This is a genomic window from Achromobacter sp. UBA2119 (assembly GCF_002331005.1).
Classification (GTDB): Bacteria; Pseudomonadota; Gammaproteobacteria; order Burkholderiales; family Burkholderiaceae_B; genus Achromobacter; species Achromobacter animicus.
In genome coordinates this window covers 41,689-60,642 of the sequence record NZ_DCYD01000016.1, presented here as the reverse complement: position 1 = coordinate 60,642, position 18,954 = coordinate 41,689, and the positions used below count along the sequence as shown (strand labels likewise).

The window sequence follows — 18,954 nt, the reverse complement described above, 5'->3', positions numbered from 1 at the left end:
CGGGTGCCGCTGTCCGCGGCGGCATCCCGCGCCAGGAGCCCGCCATGCTGAAGTTCGCCGCCAATCTGTCGATGATGTACACGGAACATGCGTTCCTGGACCGCTATGCGGCGGCCGCCGCCGACGGCTACGCGGGCGTGGAGTGCATGTTTCCCTATGAAGCGCCCGCCGCGTTCGTGCGCGAGCGCATGGACGCCGCCGGGGTGGCGCAGGTGCTGTTCAATGCGCCGCCCGGCATCAGCGCGCAAGGCGATCGCGGGCTGGCGGCCCTGCCGGGCCGGCAGGCCGAATTCCAGGCCGGCATCGAGCAGGCCCTCTGTTATGCCACCGCGTTGTCTTGTTCCAATGTCCATGTGATGGCGGGCGTGGCGCCGCCCGATGCCTCGCGCGAGGCGATGCTGGACTACTATCACGCCAATCTCGACTGGGCCGCCCGCGAGGCGCGCTCTGCCGGCGTCACGCTGCTGATCGAGCCGATCAACACGCGCGACATCCCCGGCTATTTCCTGAACCGCCAGGAGGACGCGCACGCCGTCGTGCAGGCGGTCAATGCGCCCAACCTGAAAGTGCAGATGGACCTGTACCACTGCCAGATCGTCGAAGGCGACGTCACCGCCAAGCTGCGCGAGTACCTGCCCACCGGGCGCGTGGGCCACCTGCAGATTGCCGGCGTGCCGCTGCGCCAGGAGCCGGACCGGGGCGAACTCGATTACGGCTGGGTTTTCGGCGTGCTGCGCGAGTTGCAGTACACCGGCTGGATCGGCTGCGAGTACCGTCCTGCAGGTTCCACGTCGGCCGGCCTGCGCTGGCTGAGCGCCACGCGCGCCTGATCGGCCACAATCCCGCATTTGAAGTTCAAAAGGAGTGAGCGTCATGTTCCAGGGCGTGCTGCGCATGCTGTTTTCGGCGGCGCTGGCCGCGGCCATGCCGGCCGCGTCGTGGGCGGCCGACTATCCCGATCGGCCCATCCGGTGGCTGGTGCCGTTCAGCGCGGGAGGCGGCAGCGATCTGGCGACCCGCATCGTGGCCCGGCATGTCGGCCAGACGCTGGGGCAGCCGGTGGTGGTGGAGAACCGCCCGGGCGCCGCCACCATCGTCGCCGCGCAGGAGGCCGCGCGCGCCCAGCCGGACGGCTACACGGTGCTGACCGCGGGCATGAGCACGCTGGCGCTCAACCCGTGGCTGTACGACGATCTGCCCTACGATCCGCAGCAGCAACTGACGCCGGTGTCCACGCTGGTGGCGCTGCCCATCGTGCTGGTCGCGGCGCCTGATTCGGGCCTGCACACGCTGGACGACGTGAAGACCTATCTGAAACGCGAGCCGCCGGGCAGCTATGCGTCGCTGGGCGTGGGCAGTCCGCATCATCTGGCGATGGAACTGTTCATGGAAACCGTCGGCGGCCGCGCGACGGCGGTGCCGTACAAAGGGTCGCCGCCCGCGCTGCAGGACGTTGCCGCGGGCGTGGTGCCGCTGATGATGGCGGACCTGGCCGCCGCCCGGCCGCTGATCCAGGCGGGCAGGCTGCGCGCGATTGCCGTGCCGTCCGCCAAACGGTCTGCGCAACTGCCGGGCGTACCGACGTTTACCGAGGCCGGCGGGCCAATCTTCGAGGCGGCGGCCTGGCAGGGCGTGGTCGCGCCGGCCGGCACGCCCGCGCCCATCGTGGAAAAGCTCAGTCAGGCGATCCGGCAGGCGCTGACATCGCCGGACGTCGTCAGGCAGTTGACGCTGCAGGGGTTGGAGCCGACCGGCAGCACGCCCGATGCCTTTCGCGCGTACGCGCGGCAGGAGCACGAACGCTGGGGCGCGGTCATTCAGGGCAAGGGGCTTTCCGCGGAATAAGGGGCCGGAGTGACGCGTTGCCGGGCAACGTGTAAACGGGACTCGGCGCTGGGTGAGAAGGGTTTGGATAGCAAAGGGCCGGGTAACAGCCGCCGCAAGGTGTAACGCCGGCGTGCACGGCGGCGGCGGGGGCGTACGATGAAACGATGCGCATCCGGCCCGGACCGCGGGCGAGGAGACTGCCATGTCTTTGATCGTAGCTGCCCGCTTCGAGGGCTTTGAAGCCGCCAAGGCCGCCGCCAGCCGCCTTGCCACCAGCGGCTTTCCCGACTGGGATATCCATACCTTCTACGTCAATCCCGCCGGCGAGCACGGCCGCTTTCCCTATGGCGGTGACCGGCGTTCCGACCCGGACGCGGGGCGCGCCGACATGGGCGCCTATCTGGGCGCGGGCGGCGTGGGCGCCGTGTTTGCGGTGTTCGGCGGATTCGTTGCGGCGGAACTCAGCGACTCCACGGCGGCAATCCTGGCGGCGGCGGGTGTGGGCGCGTACCTCGGGTCGCTGTTCGGCGCGCTTTGGGTGACGGGGCACGGCACCACGCAGCACGGCCACTTCAATCCCGACTCTCATGCCGAGATCCGTCAGGCCGGCGTCATGGTCGCCGTGCGGGTCAGGCCGCAGCGCGAGATCCTGGCATGCCGCATTCTGCGCGATGCCGGAGGCGCCGACGTGGAGCACGCCAACGGCCGCTGACGCAACAACCATTGGGAAGATTTCGACCCGTTGTCGCTGCCACAGCGCGAGCCGGGCTTTGGTTGATGGCGGATCAGTCAGGCGCAGGAATCGGCGCCTTGCGGCTGCGCTGCGCCGTCGCGGCGCAGCCGGCGGAGGCGATGATGATGCCTCCGATCGCCAGCCATTGCGTCTGCGACAGGTGTTCGTTCAGCACGACGACCCCGGCCAGTGCGCCCATCGCCGGCTCCATGCTCAGCAGCACGCCGAACGTCTTTTGCGGCAGCCGCCGCAGCGCCACCATCTCCAGCGAATAGGGCAGTGCGCTGGACAGGATGCCGACGGCCACGCCCGCCAGAATCAGTTTGGGATCCAGCAGCGCCATGCCCGCGTGCGCCGCGCCGACGGGCAGGGCGACCATCGCGGCCGCCAGCAGACCCAGCGATGTCGCCTGGCCGCCATGCACGTTGCCGGCCATCTTGCCGAAGATGATGTACAGCGCCCAGCACACCGCTGCCCCCAGCGCGTACGCGATGCCTTGCGGATCGAGGTCGTGGACGGACTGGCCGGTGGGAATGAGCAGGATCAGGCCGGTCAGCGCGCAGGCGATCCACACAAAGTCGATGGCGCGCCGTGACAGCACCACAGCCAGCGTCAGCGGTCCCGTGAATTCGATGGCGATGGCAATGCCCAGCGGCAGCGTTTTCAGCGCCATGTAGAACAGCAGGTTCATGCACGCCAGCGTCACGCCGTACAGGGCGATCTTCGCGGCGTTGACGCGCGTCAGCGGAAAGCGCCACGGCCGCCAGAAGGCCAAGAGGATGATGGCGCCGATGACGATGCGATACGCGGTGGTGCCTTGTGCGCCCACTTCCGGAAACAGCGATTTCGCGAACGATGTGCCCACGCATAGCGAGGCCATGGCGCCGATCAGCGACAGGGTGGGGAGCAGGGTGGACGTGGCGCTGTTGTGTCCGTTGTTCAAGGTGGCGGCGGTCATGGAAGGCGGGGTTTGTGCAAAAACGCTTGTGTCAGGGATTCGGCGAGGACGGTCAGGGCTGCGGGTTCATCGCCGTGGAAACCAGCACGTAGATCGCCAGCCCCAGCATGATCGCGCCCAGAATGCCCTGCTGCGCGCGCAGGAACCAGGGATTGCGCGCGACCCAGCCGCGGATGCGCGACGCGCCGTACGCAAAGCAGCTGCCGTAGGGCAGGCTGAGCGCTTTCATCGTGATGCCCAGCACCAGCATCTGGATCCAGACCGGCCCATTGTCCGGCGAGGTGAACTGAGGCAGGAAGGCGATCATGAAGAGCAGCACCTTCGGGTTCAGCAGATTGGTGATGAAGCCCTGCCAGAAGGCGTCGCGCGCGTCGCCCGGCCGGGCCGCCAGCGACACCTCGGCGGCGTTCGCGCACCGGATCATTGCCTTGATGCCCAGGTACCCCAGATACAGGCCGCCCGCCGCCTTGATGCCGACGAAAAGCGTGGGAAAGGTTCGCAGCACGGAAGCCAGGCCCAGCACCACGGCCGGAACCTGGATGAAGCCGGCCGCCACGTTGCCCAGCACGCTATGGAAGGCGGGCCGAAACCCTTGCGTCATGCCGCGCGATAGCGTGAGGGCCATGTCGGGACCGGGCGTGAGCTTCAAGGCCGCGTCGGCGGCCAGGAAAAGCAGGAAAAGCTGGAGTGAGGGCATTGCAGGGTGCAGCGTGGAAATCCCCGGCGGCGCGGGCGGAGGGCTCCCAGTGTAAGCAAGCGGCTTGAATAATTCCTGCGTCCGGCGGGCGCGAAATGAAGTTTCCCGTCGAATTCTCGACGGTTTGCGTCGTAGCCAGGATTAGAATCGGCCGATACCCGCATCCCGCCCGATGTTTCACCTAAAAATGCGTTCCGAGCGCCCCATGGAACTAGACGATTTCGACCTGCAGATCCTGCAAAGCCTGCAGGAAGACAACCAACGAACCAGTCAGGAGGTCGCGCAACGCGTGAACCTGTCGCCCGTGTCCTGCCTGCGCCGCATGAAGCGGCTGCGCGAATCCAAGGTGGTGACGGCGGACGTGTCCGTCGTGGACCCCGCCGCCGTGGGCCGCGGGATCACGATGGTGGTGCTGGTGTCGCTGGAAAGCGAGCGCGCCGATAAGCTCGACCAGTTCAAGCGCGCCATGCAGACCGCGCCCGAGATCATGCAGTGCCTGTCGGTGACGGGCGAGGTCGACTTTGTGCTGACGCTCACCATGCGCGACATGGCGGAATATGAGGTGTTCGCGCAGCACCACTTTTGGGGCAATCCCAACGTGAAGCGGTTTTCGACGCTGGTGGTGATGAGCCGGGTGAAGAACGGGTTGACGGTGCCGGTGATGACGGGGGAGTGAGCCGGCGCACGATCCTGCGCGCCAGGCGGCGTGGGCGCTCATGCGTGCGCGCATCCGGCTGCTCAAGCTCCTGACGGCTGGCCGCCGTCCCGGCTGCCGGTTCGCGCGGGGCCTGGCCCGTGCGGGTCGGCCGGCCGGGCCGCGTGGATCGCACGGCCAGCCTCCTCCGACACACTGCGCAAATGCAGATCCCGCTGCGGAAAGGGAATCTGGATGCCCGCCTCCCGCAGCGCGTCGTACATCCGCGCCAGCATGTCGCTGCGGATCTCGATCCACCGGTCGAAGTCGTAGGTCCACGCGCGCAGGCTGAAATCCAGCGTGCTGGCGCCAAAGCCCATGAAGAGCACCATGGGCGCAGGCTCCGTGACGACGCCCGGCGTCTGCCGTGCGACGTCGTCCAGCAGCGCGAGCACCTGCCGCGGGTCGGTGCCGTAGGCCAGCCCGATGCTGATCTCGATCCTGCGGCTGCGGTCCAGCATCGTCCAGTTGGTCAGCTTGTCGGACAGCAGCGTGCCGTTCGGGACGATCACGTCGGCGCCGTCGAACGTCTTGATGCGGGTGGCGCGCATGCCGATATCCCTTACCTGGCCCGACGTGCCGCCGATCTCCACGACATCGCCCGGCTGGATCGGCCGCTCGAACATCAGAATCAGGCCCGACACGAAGTTGTTCACCACGCCTTGCAGGCCAAAGCCGATGCCCACGCCCAGGGCGCCGAACACGATGGTGAGCTGGCTGGTCTGGAAACCCGCGGCCGACAGGGCGATGCCCAAACCCAGCAGCAGCACCAGGTAGTACGACAGCGAGGCGATGCTGTTGCCGACGCCGCGCGGCAGCGACATGCGGGTCAGGACCTCGTCGTGCAGGATGAGGCGCACCGCGCGCGCGGCCCAGAAGGCAATCACGACCGAGATCGCGAAGACCAGGATGTTGCCCAGGCTGATCGAGACTTCGCCGACTTCCAGCGTGTACGACAGCACCTGCGTCACGAAGGCGTATGTGGCGCGCAGAACGCGGAAGCGGTCCATGGTGTAGACCGCCCAGCCCACGATCGCGGCGGCACTGACAAGGCGGATCAGCAGCAGCACCAGCGGCGGCGCGTGTTCGCGCGCCAGCCGGAAGCGCGAAATGCCCTGACGGGCAAGCAGAAGCTGCAGCAGCGTGATGATGACGGTCACGCCCGCATACAGCACCAGCCCGAAGTAGCCGCTGCCGATGATGCCGCTGGTCAGCATCTCGGACAACGACACATTGCCGATGAGGTTCGCGCCCAGCGACACGCACAGCAGGGCTGCCGCGCACCAGGCGACGGCGCGCAAGGCGCGCACCAGCCGCTCGGAGCCGGGCGGATAGGTCTGGCGCCGTCCGCGCGCCAGCAGCCACAGAATGGCCGTCAGGGCCGCCACCGCCGCCGCTACGGTCGACACACGATAGAAGAGGGTATTGGCCAGGAACAGGAAGCCCAGCCGCTCGGCCAGGAAGAGCGCGGTGATGACGCGCGGCCAATGATCCAGATGCCGTCGGCTGGCGGGTGGAAGCAGGCGCAGCACCGGCACCGCCGCCAGCACCAGGGCGATCTGCTGCACCATCAACGGCGCGTCCGGCTCCAGGGCCAGCACGCCCATCATCGACAACAGGACCCACGTGGAGATGGGCCGCCCGAGCACACCGGCAGCGGTTTCGCTCATGACGCCGGTGCGGATGGCGTTGCGGCTTTTTCTGGCCAGCCAGATCAGCAGCGGCAGCAGCAGCAGTTGCAACGTGTGCAGCGCGCGCTGATTGCTGGCGCCGGCGGCGCCGTAGTCGCGCGCGAAGCGGACCTCGATGTCCAGACCTTGGCGCAGAAGGGTCATGGTGTCCTGGTCGGATCGTCCGGACCAGTCCAACGCCCAGAGCGGCGGCGAATCCACGCGCAGGAGCCGCGCATCGACATAGCTGATCGCCTCCATCACCTGGCGCTGGCCCGCCTTGATCTGTTCCTCGATCGCGTTGGCCCGCTGCTCCAGTTCCACCTGGCGTGACAGCGGCACGGACAGCGCCTGGCTGGCCGCCAGCAACTGCGCGATCACCACGTCGACGCGGTCGGCCAATGCCGCCGGCAGCCCCGCCGCGCCCGGCGCGTCCTTGATCGCCTGCCAGGCCGTGCGCCGGCGCAGCAACTCGGCCGCGTCGCTGGCGTACCAGGCCGTCGCCTGCCGCATGTCGGCCCGCCAGCGCGCCAGCCGCCGCACGTCAAAGAGCCAGTGCCGCTCCAGGCTTTCGAGCCGCATGATGGGAAAGTTGCGCAGCTGGGCCGGCTGGAATTCGTAGAGCTTTTCGTCGGCGGATTTGGCAATGGCGTCCAGCGGCGGCATCAGCGCGCTCAACGGATCCGCCGTCGCCGCGCGCTGCAACACGCCCTCGGCGTATCGCAAATCCGTGTCCGCCCGCAGCGGAATCTCGGCCATCTGGATCGCGGCGGGCGGCGCGGCAGGCGCCGGCGTTTCCGCTGCAAGCGCCACACGCGCCCACCCCAGCACCAAGCCAAATAGGCAGAAGAGGATTCGTGCGCGTGCGCGCATGTTGCGACTCCGTGGTGGGGGACGGATTTGCGGTTACTCGGGATCGACTGCGAAACGGCGGCATGTCACGATATCGCGAAATGCGGCGGGCTAGAAGGGCTGTTGCGGGAAGAGGGACGCACGAGTGCGGGAGGCTGCGATTCGGAAGCCGCCTCTGGCGCTGAGCGCCGCATGTAGCAGTTGCAAAAAACCGGTTCATGGGTGATATTCGCTATTCGCGAATAGCGAATATGCTCATGGACCTGAAGCCTCAAGACCTCCTGGTATTACTCAAGGCTGCTGCCCACCCGCCGCAGCATTGGACCTACGCTGCGCTGGGTTCTGCGTTGCACATGAGCGCCTCGGAGGCCCACGCAAGCGTCAAGCGGGCGGTCGCGTCAGGGTTGGCGGTGGCGCCGGCACGCGGTAAATGGCGGCCGGTAAGAGGGAATATTCTGGAGTTTGTCGTCCACGGTGTGCGTTATGTCTGGCCGGCGACGCCGGGGCCGGTCAAGCGTGGCATTCCGACTGCCTTCGGCACCGAGCCGCTAGCCAGCCGCTTGAACGCCGCGCCAGGGGAGGCCCCCGTCTGGGCGTATCCCACGGGCGTGGCCAAGGGACCAACGCTTTCGCCGCTGTATCGGACGGCGCCGCAGGCCGCGCTTGCGGATCCGGCCCTGCACCGCATGCTGGCGTTGGTGGATGCCTTGCGCACAGGCAGAGCCCGTGAGCGCGACCTCGCTACGCAACTTTTGGAGACCGAACTGATGCGCGCCGATGCAGGAGTCTTAGATGCGAACGGATGACCCCAACTTGCCCTATTTACGTAGCATCGCCAGGGCGCTGGGCGAATTGCGGGAACAAGTTGTATTTGTCGGCGGAGCTGTGGCGGGCCTGCTGATCACGGACCCTTTGGCGGACCCTGTACGTGCGACGCGCGACGTGGACGCTGTGCTGGAGGCCAATCGTGCCGCGTTTCATAGGTTCGAAGAAGCCGTTGCGGCGCGTGGGTTTGCGCGCGATGTCAGCAGTGATGTCATTTGCCGCTGGGTGCACAAGGAATCCGGCGTGCTTTTCGATCTCATGCCCGTTCAGCCGGAGATCTTAGGCTTTTCCAATCGATGGTATTCCTACGCCGTCGAGACGGCTGGCGATATGGAGCTGGAACGGGGGGTGACGATCAAGCTGATCAGCGCCGTCGCCTTTGTCGCGACGAAGCTAGAGGCATTTGCTGGCCGGGGGGGGAGGTGACTTTATGAACAGTCACGACCTGGAAGATATATTGAACATTGTGGATGGGCGTGAGGAATTGGCGGCGGAACTTGCCGCCTCGCCTGCGCCGATGCGCCAAGCCATGGGCGCCGCGATCTCCAAGCTCGTCGAGAATCCCGACTTCGCGAATGTGCTTCCAGGACTTCTTGCCGAGCCGGAGCGTGCCGAGCTCATCATGGAACGCCTGAAGACGTTAAGGGGCTGATGAGATCGGGTGCTGAAATCGGGGGCTGGGCCTGCGTGACCGTTCACCGGGCGTGAGCTCGCAGGACGTGCACGGTGGTGGCTGCTGTTCACGCGGGGTTTCGAAGCGTAGCTCTTTGGCAGACGGCAGTCGTACCCATCATGAGATTGGCGAAGCATCGGCAATCTGCTCATAAATTGCTCATTGTTGTGCAGATAATGAGCAGATTAACGCCGACTTAGGTCGCTAGCGTCGCAGTCCGGGCGGTTCTCAGTCGTAACCGTAAAAGGAATCCTGGAAGTTGCCCGCCTCGACTTCGGCGACTTCTGGGCGCTCCTTGAACCAGCGGACGACAGATTGCCGTTGCTCTTCGGTTGGAGACCCCACTCCGGCAAGCACTATGCCACCGATCTCGCCTTCGTTGAAGCCGCCGGCAAAGTAAAGGTTGCAGGATTCAATCCACGCAATGAACTCATCGAGGAACGCGTCTTCATCGATGCCGCTAACGAGCGAGCCGCGCACTTCGAAATGGAGCTCTTGGAATTCGCCAACGTGCAACTTCTTGCGCTGACGGCGGTTCAGTTGGCGCAAGCGGCCATTCACCGGTGCAATCGATCGATATTTACGCACGGAGACCTCGCGGGCGATGAAATCGGGGAGATGTGGTGGAGGCTTGTGTGCGGCGGCGTACGACTGCACGTCCTCGCGGCGGCCCCATCCGCTGACTGTCCGGGAAGCAGCATCCCGATCGGGGGGAAACAATCCTCGCCATGGCGAAGATCTGAATTTTTGGTGGCCTGGGGCGGAATCGAACCACCGACACAAGGATTTTCAATCCTCTGCTCTACCGACTGAGCTACCAGGCCAACGAAGCCCGCCACTATACACAAAATGTCGGGACACGTGGCGGCGTGTAGCGCCGCCACCAACAAAAAACCCAGCGCAAGGCTGGGCTTTTTGTGGGAACCGAAGCTCCCGGAAATTCTTTTGGTGGCCTGGGGCGGAATCGAACCACCGACACAAGGATTTTCAATCCTCTGCTCTACCGACTGAGCTACCAGGCCAACGAAGTCCGCAACTATACACAATTTTTCGGCGTTGTGCCAGCCGGGCGGGGGAAGCGTCGCTTTTTTTCGTGACCCGGCACGCGATGTCGCCGTACAGGGGCAGCAAAGCAGCCAACTGTTGCCTGCAAGGCACGATTGGGCGCCAACTGTCCGCGATTGGGGACGGGAATGGCCTGGGGATAACCCGCAGGAGTATAATCGTCAGCGGTTTTGCTGTTACAGCCGGATGCTTTCCCGCCTTTGACGCGCGACAAGCGGGCTGCGACGCATTGTTCTTATAGTGGCAGTACTTAACGCTTAGCCGCGGGTGGCTTTCCGCCATCCCTCACACATGTCGGTAGCTGTCCTTGCCTTCGGTCTGAATCACACGTCCGCGCCGGTGTCGGTCCGCGAACGCGTGTCCATGCCCGTTGATCTGGTCAAGCCCGCCCTCGAAGGCTTGCGTTCGGCATTCGGCGGCTCTGTCCGCGAAGCTGCCATCCTGTCCACCTGTAATCGCACCGAGATCTACTGCGCGGCCGACGGCCACGTGGCGGATCAGTTGCCCGCCTGGCTGGCTGAACACAACCGCCTGGACGCCGGCACGCTGCGCCCGCACCTCTATCGCCATCATCAAGACGACGCCGTGCGTCACGCTTTCCGCGTGGCAAGCGGCCTCGATTCCATGGTGCTGGGCGAAACCCAGATTGTGGGCCAGATGAAGGACGCGGTGCGCGCCGCCGGCGAAGCCGGATCGCTCGGCACGCTGCTGCACCAGATGTTCCAGCGCACCTTCTCGGTCGCCAAGGAAGTCCGGTCGCAAACCGCCATCGGCGCCGAATCCGTGTCCATGGCCGCCGCCGCGGTGCGTCTTGCCGAGCGCGTGTTCGGCAACCTGGACCAGGCCCGCACGTTGTTCATCGGCGCGGGCGAAATGATCGAATTGTGCGCCACGCACTTTGCCGCGCAGCGTCCGCGCAGCATGGTGGTGGCCAACCGCACGGCCGAACGCGCCGAACTGCTGGCCAACCGCTTCTCGGCCAGCACGATGAAGCTGTCTGACCTGACCGAGCGGCTGTCCGAGTTCGACGTCATCGTTTCCTGTACGGCAAGCTCCCTGCCCATCCTCGGCCTGGGGATGGTTGAACGGGCTACGCGCCTGCGCCGTCACCGCCCGATGGTCATGATCGATCTGGCCGTGCCGCGCGACATCGAACCCGAAGTCGGCCGTCTGGACGACGTTTATCTGTACTCGGTGGATGACCTGGGCCGGCTGGTGCAAACCGGCACCGACGCGCGCCGCGCCGCGGTGGTGCAGGCCGAAGCCATCATCGAAACCCGCGTTCAGGGCTTCATGCACTGGATGCAATCCCGCGAAGTGGTGCCCGTCATCCGCGACCTGCATCAGGCCGCCGAAGACGTCCGCGCCGCCGAACTGGAACGCGCCCGCCGCCTGCTGGCGCGGGGCGAATCGCCCGAAGCCGTGCTCGAGCAACTGGCGCACGGCCTCACGCAAAAGTACCTGCACGGCCCGCTTGCGGCGCTGAACCGCAGCGAAGGCGACGACCGCAAGCAACTGCTTGCCTGGATGCCACGCCTCTTCCCAGGCCGCGACTCCCGCCGTTAGCGGCTCTGCCCCACGCCCCGCCTCATGGCGGGCGTTCGCTTTGTGGGCGCCCGCTTTCTCTGTTTTCTCTTTTGGTCCTACCCTCATGAAATCTTCCATGCGCAGCCGGCTGGAGCATCTGTGCCATCGCCTGATCGAGGTCGATGCTCTGCTCGCCGAACCGGAAACCGCGTCCGACATGGACCGCTTCCGCAAGCTTTCGCGCGAGCGCGCCGAACTGGAACCGGTGGTCGAAGCCTTTACCGCGTTCGCCCGCACCGAGGAAGACATCGCGACCGCGCAGGAGATGCTGTCCGAGCCCGACATGAAGGCCATGGCCGAAGAAGAGATCAAGACCGGGCGCGTCAAGCTGGAATCGCTGGAAGCGGCGCTGCAGCTTCTGCTGCTGCCGCGCGACCCCAACGACGGGCGCAGCGTGTTCCTGGAAATCCGCGCGGGCACGGGCGGCGACGAGAGCGCGCTGTTCTCGGGCGACCTCTTGCGCATGTACACGCGCTACGCGGAACAGCGTGGCTGGCGCGTGGAACTGATGTCGGAAAGCGCGTCCGAGCTGGGCGGCTACAAGGAAGTGATCGCGCGCATCGACGGCGACGGCGCGTATGGCCGGCTGAAGTTCGAATCGGGGGCGCACCGCGTGCAGCGCGTGCCGGCGACCGAGGCGCAGGGCCGCATCCACACGTCGGCGTGTACGGTGGCCATCATGGCCGAAGCCGATGCCATGTCCGAGATCGTCATCAATCCCAGCGACCTGCGCATCGATACCTTTCGCGCCAGCGGCGCGGGCGGCCAGCACATCAACAAGACCGATTCGGCCGTGCGCATCACCCACTTGCCGACCGGGCTGGTGGTGGAATGCCAGGACGACCGTTCGCAGCACCGCAACAAGGACAAGGCCATGCAGGTGCTGGCCGCGCGCCTGAAGGACAAGGAAGAGCGCGAGCGCCAGAGCAAGGAGGCGGCCGAGCGCAAGAGCCTGATCGGCACGGGCGACCGGTCCGAGCGCATCCGCACCTACAACTATCCGCAGGGCCGCGTGACCGATCACCGCATCAACCTGACGCTGTACAAGCTGCAGCAGATCATGGAAGGCGACCTCGAAGAGCTGACCGGCGCGCTGATCGCCGAGCATCAGGCCGAGCAGCTCGCCGCGCTGGGCGACGACATTTAAAGCCGACGCCATGACCGCGCCCCAGATCAAAAGTCTGCTGCTCGACGCGCGGCTGCCGCGCCTGGAAGTGCGCATGCTGCTGGAGCTCGTGCTGAACAAACCGCGCGCGTGGCTGCTGGCGCACGACACCGATCCGCTGGCGCCCGAAGTGGCGGCGGCGTACGAGGCGCTGGCGCAGCGCCGGCTGGCTGGGGAGCCCATGGCCTACCTGCTGGGCCATCGCGAATTCATGGGACACCGGTTCCGCGTGACGCCCGACGTGCTGATTCCCCGCCCCGATACGGAAGTCCTGGTGGAAACCGCGCTGGAATGCATCGATGGCATCACCGGGCCGATGGTGCTGGACCTGGGCACGGGCAGCGGCGCGATCGCGGTGTCGATCGCCCTGGCGCGCCGCGACGCGCGGGTGATGGCGTCGGACGTCAGCGCGGCCGCACTGGCGGTGGCTGCCGGCAACGCGTGGGATTTGACGGCCGCGGTGCGCTTCGTGGAAGGAAGCTGGTACGACGCGGTGCCGGCCGGCGAAGGGTTTGATCTGATCGTGTCGAATCCCCCCTATGTGGCCAGCGACGATCCGCATCTGGATCAGGGTGACCTGCGCTTTGAGCCGCGGGGGGCGCTGACTGATGGCGCGGGCGGACTGGAAGATCTGGCGCGTATCGTCGAAGGCGCGCGCGCCCATCTGAAACCCGGCGGCTCGCTCTGGATGGAGCATGGCTGGGATCAGGCGGAGCAGGTACGGGACATGCTCCGCCAGGCGGGGTTCGCGGATGTGCACAGCCGCCAGGACCTGGCGGGGATCGAGCGGATCTCGGGCGGGCGTTTGCCGGTCTCCGGTGCCTGAGCGCAGCGCACGGCCAGACATTTGCTGTTGCATCTGCCGGATATACCGGCGCCGCGCCGGGGTAATCGGGCGGTTTTCCCGGCTGTACCTATAATTGACCCATTCCGTTTTGCCTGTCCAAGAGACCACCATGAGCGACGTTCAAGAATTCATCCGCGAAACCGTTACCCAGCACCCCGTCGTGCTGTTCATGAAGGGCACCGCCCAGTTCCCGCAATGCGGGTTCTCCGGCAAGGCCATTCAAATCCTGAAGGGCTGTGGCGTGAAGAAGCTCGTCACGGTCAATGTGCTGGAGGACGACGAAGTCCGCCAGGGCATCAAGGAATTCTCCAGCTGGCCCACCATTCCGCAGCTGTACGTGTCCGGCGAGTTCATCGGCGGCTCGGACATCATGAATGAAATGAACGAGTCCGGCGAACTGAAGACGCTGCTGGAGCAATCCGGCGCCACGGCTTAACGCCATCATGCGGCGGCTCGTCGTCGGCATCACGGGCGCCACCGGCGCGCTCTACGCGGTGCGCATGCTGCAGGCGCTGCGCAACGTCGAAGACGTCGAGTCGCATCTGGTGGTGTCCGCTTCTGGCGTGCTGAACATCAAGCATGAACTCGATGTCAGCCGCCAGGACGTCTATGCGCTGGCCGATCACGTACACAGCATTCGCGACGTGGGCGCCACGCTGGCCAGCGGCGCGTTCCAGACCGCGGGCATGGTGATCGTGCCGTGCTCGATGCGCACGCTGGCGGCGGTGGCGCATGGCCTGTCCGATAACCTCATCACGCGCGCTGCCGACGTCACGCTCAAAGAGCGCCGCCGCCTGGTGATGATGGTGCGCGAGACGCCGTTCAATCTGGCGCATCTGCGCAACATGACGGCCGTGACCGAAATGGGCGGCATCGTGTTTCCGCCGCTGCCGGCGTTTTATCACCGGCCCAAGTCCATCGATGAAATGGTGGACCACACCGTGGCCCGCGTCCTGGAAATGTTCGACATCGTCGTGCCCGGGCCGCACTGGGAAGGCACTTAGCAGGTTCTTGCCTTTGCCTTGCCGCAAGGCTTGCGCTTGACGCGCGTCGTGCAACGATCGCCGGCGGCCCCGCTTGAGCGGGGCCGTCTGCATCAGGGCGGTTCTTATTCCACCAGCCCCATCCCATTCAGCGCGGCCAGATTCTCCGGCCATTTTCGCGCCCGCGCATTTTGCAGCTCGATGCGCGCCCAGGCCATCCATCCGGCCCATTCAATCCGTTTATCCCACGCGGTGCCCCACGCCTGAAGCGCCGCCAGCCCCGCGGCGGCGTGCTGTTCCGCGGCCTCGAATTCTCCGGCCGTCAGCGCCAGTTGCGCGAGCAGCAGGCGCGGCTCGCCCACCCAGGGGTTGTGTTCGACCGCGGCTTCCAGCATGTGCCGCGCGCTGTCCATTTCGGTCAGCGGGTGCATGCGCGTGATGACCTGCCAGTACAGCGCGCTGGCCGCCGCTTCGTCGCGCGGGCTGAGCGTGGCGCGGCAGTGGTCGAACGCGGGCGGGATGGGAATGCCGGTGTCCTGCGGCATGCGCGATAGCGGCGCCAGCAGATGGGACAGCATCGACAGGATGTTCGACGGCGGCTTGAGCGGGCCGGGCCACAGCGACGAGGCCCAGTTCGTTTTCAGGTCGCGGCGCTGCTGCTGCGGATAGCCCGCGAAGATCTCGTCCTGCCAGCTGTGCCATTGCTCGCCGATGTCGGCGGCGGACACGACGGTGAACGCCGCGACCTGGCGCGGCGTGAAGGTGAAGACCTGTCCATCGGCGCCTTCCAGCGTCAGGCCTTCCGGTCCCGTGCCCTGGCCTTGCAGGATCGCCTGCACGAAGCGCGTGCGCGGCATGGCGCAAAAGAGACTGACCCATTCCTCGGCTTCGGTGCCCAGCGCGTCGCGCAGCGTGTTGCGCTCGCGTTCGCGGTCAAACAGGGTGAGGTCTACGTATTCGTTGCCGTAGACGCTGTGGAACAGGCCCAGGAGGCGCACTTCGCGCGGCTGGTTCCAGAGCGCCAGCGTGCGGTAGACGCCCAGCAGATGATGCTTGAAGGTGCCGGCCTTGTGCCAGTCTTCGCCCGCGCTGCGTGCAAACAGCAGGCCGAGCAGGACGGGCAGGTCGGCGTCGACGGCGGCGTAGTGGTCGGCCAGCAGCGCGCGCGCGTGCGGATGGAGTTCGGGGGTGGTGGACATGGTTGGCGGGTTGGTTGGATGAAAGCAGGCTCTATTGTGTCCGCATGCGCTGGCGCTGTCATCGCGGTGTTTATATCGAAATCCGCATATCAATATGAATATTCATCGCTTCCGGTTTTGAAGCGCGCTCACTAGAATCCGGGTCATTGTTCCAATCCTCAATCGTTTAAACCTCTAGAGACTTTCCCATGCGCCTTCGCCATTCCCTCGCCGTTTTTGCCACCATTCTCGGTTTTGCCGGCACCTCGGCGATGGCGCAGGACGCCGAGCTGAAAGTGGGCGTCACCGTCGGCCCGCACGCGCAGATCGGCGAAGTCGTGCAGCAGGTCGCCGCCAAGCAGGGCCTGAAGGTCAAGCTGATCGAGTTCAGCGACTTCATCCAGCCCAACGCCGCGCTGGACGCCAAGGAGCTGGACGTGAACATCTACCAGCACAAGCCTTTCCTGGAATCGCAGAACAAAGCGCGCGGCTACAAGCTGGTGCCGGTGGCGACCGCGGTGGTGCAGCAGATGGGCATCTATTCCAAGCGCGTGAAGTCGCTGGACGATCTGCCGCAAGGCGGCAAGGTAGCCATCCCGAATGATCCGACCAACGGCGCCCGCGCGCTGCTGGTGCTGCAGGCCGCCAAGCTCATCAAGCTGAAGGACGGCGTGACGGTGACGGCGTCGATCTTCGATATCGCCGAGAACCCCAAGAACCTGAAGTTCGTCGAGATCGAGGCCGCGCAACTGCCGCACTCGCTCAAGGACGTGGACGCCGCGGCCGTGAACTCGGCGTACGCCATCCCTGCCGGCCTGTCGCCCGCCAAGGACGCGCTGGTGCTGGAAAGCAAGGACGCGCCGTTCGCGCCCGTCGTCATCGCCGCGCGCGAAGACAACAAGAACGATCCGCGCATCGCGCGCTTCATCAAGGCCTACCAGTCTGACGAGGTGAAGGCCTTTGTCGCCAAGCAGTTCCCGGGCGCCTACACGACCTCCTGGTAAACAGGCTATCGAGACTTGCGAAGCCGGGCGCGCGACGTCCGGCCTCCGTCAGCCTTCGCCTACGCGCGCGCCAGCCACGTCTGCACCTCTTTCTCCAATCCTTCCTGCAGCACCTGCGCCGGCGCGCTCATGGCGCGGTCGCGCGACCACACCACCGCCAGCACCGGATCCTCCAGCGCCAGCAGTTGGCGCGTCACCAGACCCTGACGCTCGGCGTAATGCGCGCCCAGGCTTTCCACGATGGCGACACCCAATCCCTGTGCCGCCAGCGCGCAGGCGGCCGACGACTGCGCCGCCTCGATGATGGGGCGATAGGGCACTCCGCGCGCCTCCAGTGCCTGCCGTGTCGCGCGGCCGGCGGGTAGGGCGGGGGCGAGGACAATCGGTCCCGCCTCGGCCACCTCGTCCAGCGTCAGATCGGTCCGCTTTGCCCACGGATGGTCCTGAGGCATCACCGCATGCAGTCCCAACGGCGCGAGCCGCAGGCTGGACACGCGGTCGATGTCCGGCGGCGAGCCGATGATGATGCCCAGGTCGATGCGGTGATCCACCGCCATCTCGATGATTTCCAGCGCGGTGCCGGCGCGCACGGTCACGGCAACCGCCGGATGTGCGCGGCGTACGCCGGCCAGGGCAGGAGGCAGCAGGCTGGACGCCGCGATGGCGACGGCGCCCACGTCCAGCCTTGCCAGTGCGCCCTGGCGGATGTCGACGGCCAGCCGGTCGACGGCCTCGATGCCGGCCAGCGCATTGAGCACTTCGGGAATCAGCGCGCGTCCCTGGCTGGTCAGGTGCAGCCGGCGGTTCTCGCGGCTGAACAGCGCAAAGCCCAACCGCGTTTCCATGTCGCGCAGGAGTGCGCTGGCGGCGGGCTGCGTCATGTTGACCGAGGCGGCTGCGGCGGTGACGGTATCGAGCCGGTACATGGCGCGCAGCAGCAGGAGTTCTCGCCGATTGAACATATGAAAGTCATATGGAAATAGTCGATTCATCTATTTGACCATATGAACTGGCGGCCGCCAGAATATCCCATCGCATTCTGCATCTCGACGCCTCACTGCCATGCCCGCCAACACCATTATTTCCGTCACCTGCATTCCCTTGCGCCTGCCGTTCCATCACTGGAGCCCGTCGCCGCTGTTCGCGGGCCGTCCGCGCGACAAGCTCGACAGCGCGCTCGTGCGGGTCCAGACCGAAGACGGCACGGTGGCCTGGGGCGAGTCGTATTGCGTGGAGCCGCGCGCGTTGCCCGCGATCTTCGAAACGCTGATCGCACCGCTGGCCTGCGGGCGCGACGCGGACGACGACACGCTGCTGCCGGGCATGCAGCGCACGCTGCACAACCTGGGCCGGTCCGGCCCCGTGGTGCACGCGCTGGCCGGGCTGGACATCGCGCTGTGGGACCTGCGCGCCAAGCGCGCCGGCGTGCCGCTGTACGCGCTGCTGGGCGGCAAGCGCCGCGAGCGGGTCCGTGTGTATGCATCGCTCCTGCAGTATTACGGCAACGCCGAGCGCCTGGACGCCGTGACCACGCAGGCCCTGAACGAAGGCTATACCGAGATCAAGCTGCACGAGCGCACCGCCGACGCGCTGGCCGCCGTGCGCCGCAGCACGGGTCCCGGCGTGCCGATCATGGTTGATACGAACTGCGCGTGGCTGCCGGGCGAAGCCGAAGCCGCCATCGAGGCCATGCGCCCGCATGATCCGTTCTGGATCGAAGAACCCTTGTGGCCGCCGGAAGACGATCGCGCGCTGGCACGCCTGAAGCAGGCCTGCGGCATCCCGCTGGCCGTTGGCGAGAACGCCAGCAGCGCCACCGATCTGGAGCGCGTGGTGGACACGGAAGCCGCGCAGTACGTGCAGCCCAGCGTCATCAAACTGGGCCTGACCGCCGCGTGGCGGATTGCGCAGAAGTGCGCGGACTCAAGCGTCATCTGCGCGCCGCAGGTGGCGTTCTTTGGCCCCGGCTATCTTGCCAGCCTGCATCTGATTGCCGCGCAGCAAGCCGAGGTGTCGCTGGAACGCCTGTACGTCGAACTGGCGCATGTGCCGTACGGACGCAGCGTGCCCATCGAGAATGGCTGGGTCAACGTGCCGGACGCGCCGGGGCTGGGCGCGGATCCGGAAGCGGCACTTGCCGAGGGCCAGTACAGCGTCTGAACCCTGACCCGTAAAAAGCCAAAGGCCAGACCGCCA

The 18,954-nt window shown here is 66.2% G+C and carries 20 protein-coding genes and 2 tRNA genes; 14 read left to right on the top strand and 8 right to left on the bottom strand.

Translation table 11 applies throughout. The features are described 5' to 3' along the window. Positions 1-44 precede the first annotated feature (44 nt). The 3 genes from otnI (at position 45) to B3098_RS18650 (ending at position 2,539) form a co-directional block, all read left to right on the top strand. A complete protein-coding gene (gene otnI / locus B3098_RS18660; protein WP_286898323.1) occupies positions 45-830 on the top strand; it encodes a 2-oxo-tetronate isomerase in 786 nt (261 codons plus the stop codon). 43 nt (positions 831-873) lie between these two features. Next, complete coding sequence (locus B3098_RS18655) at positions 874-1,845, top strand: Bug family tripartite tricarboxylate transporter substrate binding protein (protein WP_286898321.1); 972 nt, start codon at positions 874-876, stop codon at positions 1,843-1,845. A 184-nt stretch (positions 1,846-2,029) separates the two neighbouring features. Continuing rightward, positions 2,030-2,539 carry a hypothetical protein gene (locus tag B3098_RS18650; RefSeq protein ID WP_286898318.1) on the top strand — a complete coding sequence of 170 codons (510 nt, stop codon included), beginning with the start codon at positions 2,030-2,032 and terminating at the stop codon, positions 2,537-2,539. 73 nt (positions 2,540-2,612) lie between these two features. Here the strand turns inward: B3098_RS18650 and B3098_RS18645 are convergent, their stop codons facing one another. Together B3098_RS18645 and B3098_RS18640 are read right to left on the bottom strand one after the other, a co-directional pair. After that, a complete protein-coding gene (locus B3098_RS18645) occupies positions 2,613-3,518 on the bottom strand; it encodes an EamA family transporter (RefSeq protein WP_286898316.1) in 906 nt (301 codons plus the stop codon). A 52-nt stretch (positions 3,519-3,570) separates the two neighbouring features. Continuing rightward, positions 3,571-4,215 carry a LysE family translocator gene (locus B3098_RS18640; protein ID WP_175122136.1) on the bottom strand — a complete coding sequence of 215 codons (645 nt, stop codon included), beginning with the start codon at positions 4,213-4,215 and terminating at the stop codon, positions 3,571-3,573. 205 nt (positions 4,216-4,420) lie between these two features. Here B3098_RS18640 and B3098_RS18635 point away from each other — a divergent pair, with 205 nt between their 5' ends. Then, positions 4,421-4,891: an Lrp/AsnC family transcriptional regulator gene (locus B3098_RS18635; RefSeq protein WP_286898313.1), complete on the top strand. Its 471-nt coding sequence runs from the start codon at positions 4,421-4,423 to the stop codon at positions 4,889-4,891. Between the two features lie 62 nt (positions 4,892-4,953). Here the strand turns inward: B3098_RS18635 and B3098_RS18630 are convergent, their stop codons facing one another. Further along, positions 4,954-7,452, bottom strand: a complete 2,499-nt coding sequence (locus B3098_RS18630) for a mechanosensitive ion channel family protein (protein WP_286898310.1) — start codon at positions 7,450-7,452, stop codon at positions 4,954-4,956. A gap of 236 nt (positions 7,453-7,688) precedes the next feature. Here B3098_RS18630 and B3098_RS18625 point away from each other — a divergent pair, with 236 nt between their 5' ends. From B3098_RS18625 to B3098_RS18615, 3 genes are read left to right on the top strand one after another with little or no spacing between them, the layout of a single operon-like run. After that, entirely contained in the window at positions 7,689-8,237 is a 549-nt protein-coding gene (locus tag B3098_RS18625) for a hypothetical protein (RefSeq protein WP_286898307.1), read from the top strand. Continuing rightward, on the top strand, positions 8,224-8,682 hold the full coding sequence (locus B3098_RS18620) for a hypothetical protein (protein ID WP_286898304.1): 459 nt from the start codon (positions 8,224-8,226) through the stop codon (positions 8,680-8,682). Before B3098_RS18625 ends, B3098_RS18620 begins: the two co-directional genes overlap by 14 nt. A 4-nt stretch (positions 8,683-8,686) precedes the next feature. Next, positions 8,687-8,908 (top strand): hypothetical protein, encoded by a 222-nt coding sequence (locus B3098_RS18615; protein WP_286898303.1) that lies wholly within the window; start codon positions 8,687-8,689, stop codon positions 8,906-8,908. 249 nt (positions 8,909-9,157) lie between these two features. Here B3098_RS18615 and B3098_RS18610 read toward each other — a convergent pair whose 3' ends face one another. The 3 genes from B3098_RS18610 to B3098_RS18600 form a co-directional block, all read right to left on the bottom strand. After that, positions 9,158-9,649 carry a 50S ribosome-binding protein YggL gene (locus tag B3098_RS18610; RefSeq protein WP_286898301.1) on the bottom strand — a complete coding sequence of 164 codons (492 nt, stop codon included), beginning with the start codon at positions 9,647-9,649 and terminating at the stop codon, positions 9,158-9,160. Between the two features lie 28 nt (positions 9,650-9,677). Beyond that, positions 9,678-9,753 (bottom strand) — tRNA-Phe (locus B3098_RS18605). A gap of 122 nt (positions 9,754-9,875) precedes the next feature. After that, positions 9,876-9,951 (bottom strand) — tRNA-Phe (locus B3098_RS18600). 334 nt (positions 9,952-10,285) lie between these two features. Between B3098_RS18600 and hemA the strand changes: the two genes are divergently transcribed. From hemA to B3098_RS18575, 5 genes are all read left to right on the top strand, one after another. Further along, positions 10,286-11,560: a glutamyl-tRNA reductase gene (hemA, locus tag B3098_RS18595; RefSeq protein WP_056559840.1), complete on the top strand. Its 1,275-nt coding sequence runs from the start codon at positions 10,286-10,288 to the stop codon at positions 11,558-11,560. 85 nt (positions 11,561-11,645) lie between these two features. Continuing rightward, positions 11,646-12,728, top strand: a complete 1,083-nt coding sequence (prfA, locus tag B3098_RS18590) for a peptide chain release factor 1 (protein WP_175122139.1) — start codon at positions 11,646-11,648, stop codon at positions 12,726-12,728. A 10-nt stretch (positions 12,729-12,738) separates the two neighbouring features. Next, entirely contained in the window at positions 12,739-13,572 is an 834-nt protein-coding gene (gene prmC, locus B3098_RS18585; protein WP_286898298.1) for a peptide chain release factor N(5)-glutamine methyltransferase, read from the top strand. 130 nt (positions 13,573-13,702) lie between these two features. Then, positions 13,703-14,029 carry a Grx4 family monothiol glutaredoxin gene (gene grxD, locus B3098_RS18580; RefSeq protein ID WP_056319914.1) on the top strand — a complete coding sequence of 109 codons (327 nt, stop codon included), beginning with the start codon at positions 13,703-13,705 and terminating at the stop codon, positions 14,027-14,029. Between the two features lie 7 nt (positions 14,030-14,036). Then, positions 14,037-14,597 carry a UbiX family flavin prenyltransferase gene (locus B3098_RS18575; protein WP_175139516.1) on the top strand — a complete coding sequence of 187 codons (561 nt, stop codon included), beginning with the start codon at positions 14,037-14,039 and terminating at the stop codon, positions 14,595-14,597. Positions 14,598-14,701: 104 nt separating this feature from the next. On the opposite strand, the gene B3098_RS18570 is transcribed toward B3098_RS18575, so the two are convergent. Then, complete coding sequence (locus B3098_RS18570) at positions 14,702-15,775, bottom strand: DUF6817 domain-containing protein (protein ID WP_286898294.1); 1,074 nt, start codon at positions 15,773-15,775, stop codon at positions 14,702-14,704. A gap of 188 nt (positions 15,776-15,963) precedes the next feature. On the opposite strand from B3098_RS18570, the gene B3098_RS18565 reads away from it, so the two are divergent. After that, positions 15,964-16,758, top strand: coding sequence for a MetQ/NlpA family ABC transporter substrate-binding protein (locus B3098_RS18565; protein ID WP_175139518.1), 795 nt, complete (start codon positions 15,964-15,966; stop codon positions 16,756-16,758). Positions 16,759-16,817: 59 nt separating this feature from the next. Here the strand turns inward: B3098_RS18565 and B3098_RS18560 are convergent, their stop codons facing one another. Next, positions 16,818-17,720 (bottom strand): LysR family transcriptional regulator, encoded by a 903-nt coding sequence (locus B3098_RS18560; RefSeq protein WP_279973910.1) that lies wholly within the window; start codon positions 17,718-17,720, stop codon positions 16,818-16,820. Positions 17,721-17,820: 100 nt separating this feature from the next. Between B3098_RS18560 and B3098_RS18555 the strand changes: the two genes are divergently transcribed. Then, the gene (locus B3098_RS18555) at positions 17,821-18,918 is read left to right on the top strand and encodes a mandelate racemase/muconate lactonizing enzyme family protein (protein WP_286898291.1); all 1,098 of its coding nucleotides are present in this window, start codon (positions 17,821-17,823) and stop codon (positions 18,916-18,918) included. The last annotated feature ends 36 nt before the right edge of the window (positions 18,919-18,954 follow it).

Bases quoted from the DNA above. Each gene is read 5' to 3' on its own strand.
- otnI (WP_286898323.1), top strand. From the start codon at position 45: ATGCTGAAGTTCGCCGCCAATCTGTCGATGATGTACACGGAACATGCG.
- B3098_RS18655 (WP_286898321.1), top strand. From the start codon at position 874: ATGTTCCAGGGCGTGCTGCGCATGCTGTTTTCGGCGGCGCTGGCCGCG.
- B3098_RS18650 (WP_286898318.1), top strand. From the start codon at position 2,030: ATGTCTTTGATCGTAGCTGCCCGCTTCGAGGGCTTTGAAGCCGCCAAG.
- B3098_RS18645 (WP_286898316.1), bottom strand. From the start codon at position 3,518: ATGACCGCCGCCACCTTGAACAACGGACACAACAGCGCCACGTCCACC.
- B3098_RS18640 (WP_175122136.1), bottom strand. From the start codon at position 4,215: ATGCCCTCACTCCAGCTTTTCCTGCTTTTCCTGGCCGCCGACGCGGCC.
- B3098_RS18635 (WP_286898313.1), top strand. From the start codon at position 4,421: ATGGAACTAGACGATTTCGACCTGCAGATCCTGCAAAGCCTGCAGGAA.
- B3098_RS18630 (WP_286898310.1), bottom strand. From the start codon at position 7,452: ATGCGCGCACGCGCACGAATCCTCTTCTGCCTATTTGGCTTGGTGCTG.
- B3098_RS18625 (WP_286898307.1), top strand. From the start codon at position 7,689: ATGGACCTGAAGCCTCAAGACCTCCTGGTATTACTCAAGGCTGCTGCC.
- B3098_RS18620 (WP_286898304.1), top strand. From the start codon at position 8,224: ATGCGAACGGATGACCCCAACTTGCCCTATTTACGTAGCATCGCCAGG.
- B3098_RS18615 (WP_286898303.1), top strand. From the start codon at position 8,687: ATGAACAGTCACGACCTGGAAGATATATTGAACATTGTGGATGGGCGT.
- hemA (WP_056559840.1), top strand. From the start codon at position 10,286: ATGTCGGTAGCTGTCCTTGCCTTCGGTCTGAATCACACGTCCGCGCCG.
- prfA (WP_175122139.1), top strand. From the start codon at position 11,646: ATGAAATCTTCCATGCGCAGCCGGCTGGAGCATCTGTGCCATCGCCTG.
- prmC (WP_286898298.1), top strand. From the start codon at position 12,739: ATGACCGCGCCCCAGATCAAAAGTCTGCTGCTCGACGCGCGGCTGCCG.
- grxD (WP_056319914.1), top strand. From the start codon at position 13,703: ATGAGCGACGTTCAAGAATTCATCCGCGAAACCGTTACCCAGCACCCC.
- B3098_RS18575 (WP_175139516.1), top strand. From the start codon at position 14,037: ATGCGGCGGCTCGTCGTCGGCATCACGGGCGCCACCGGCGCGCTCTAC.
- B3098_RS18570 (WP_286898294.1), bottom strand. From the start codon at position 15,775: ATGTCCACCACCCCCGAACTCCATCCGCACGCGCGCGCGCTGCTGGCC.
- B3098_RS18565 (WP_175139518.1), top strand. From the start codon at position 15,964: ATGCGCCTTCGCCATTCCCTCGCCGTTTTTGCCACCATTCTCGGTTTT.
- B3098_RS18560 (WP_279973910.1), bottom strand. From the start codon at position 17,720: ATGTTCAATCGGCGAGAACTCCTGCTGCTGCGCGCCATGTACCGGCTC.
- B3098_RS18555 (WP_286898291.1), top strand. From the start codon at position 17,821: ATGCCCGCCAACACCATTATTTCCGTCACCTGCATTCCCTTGCGCCTG.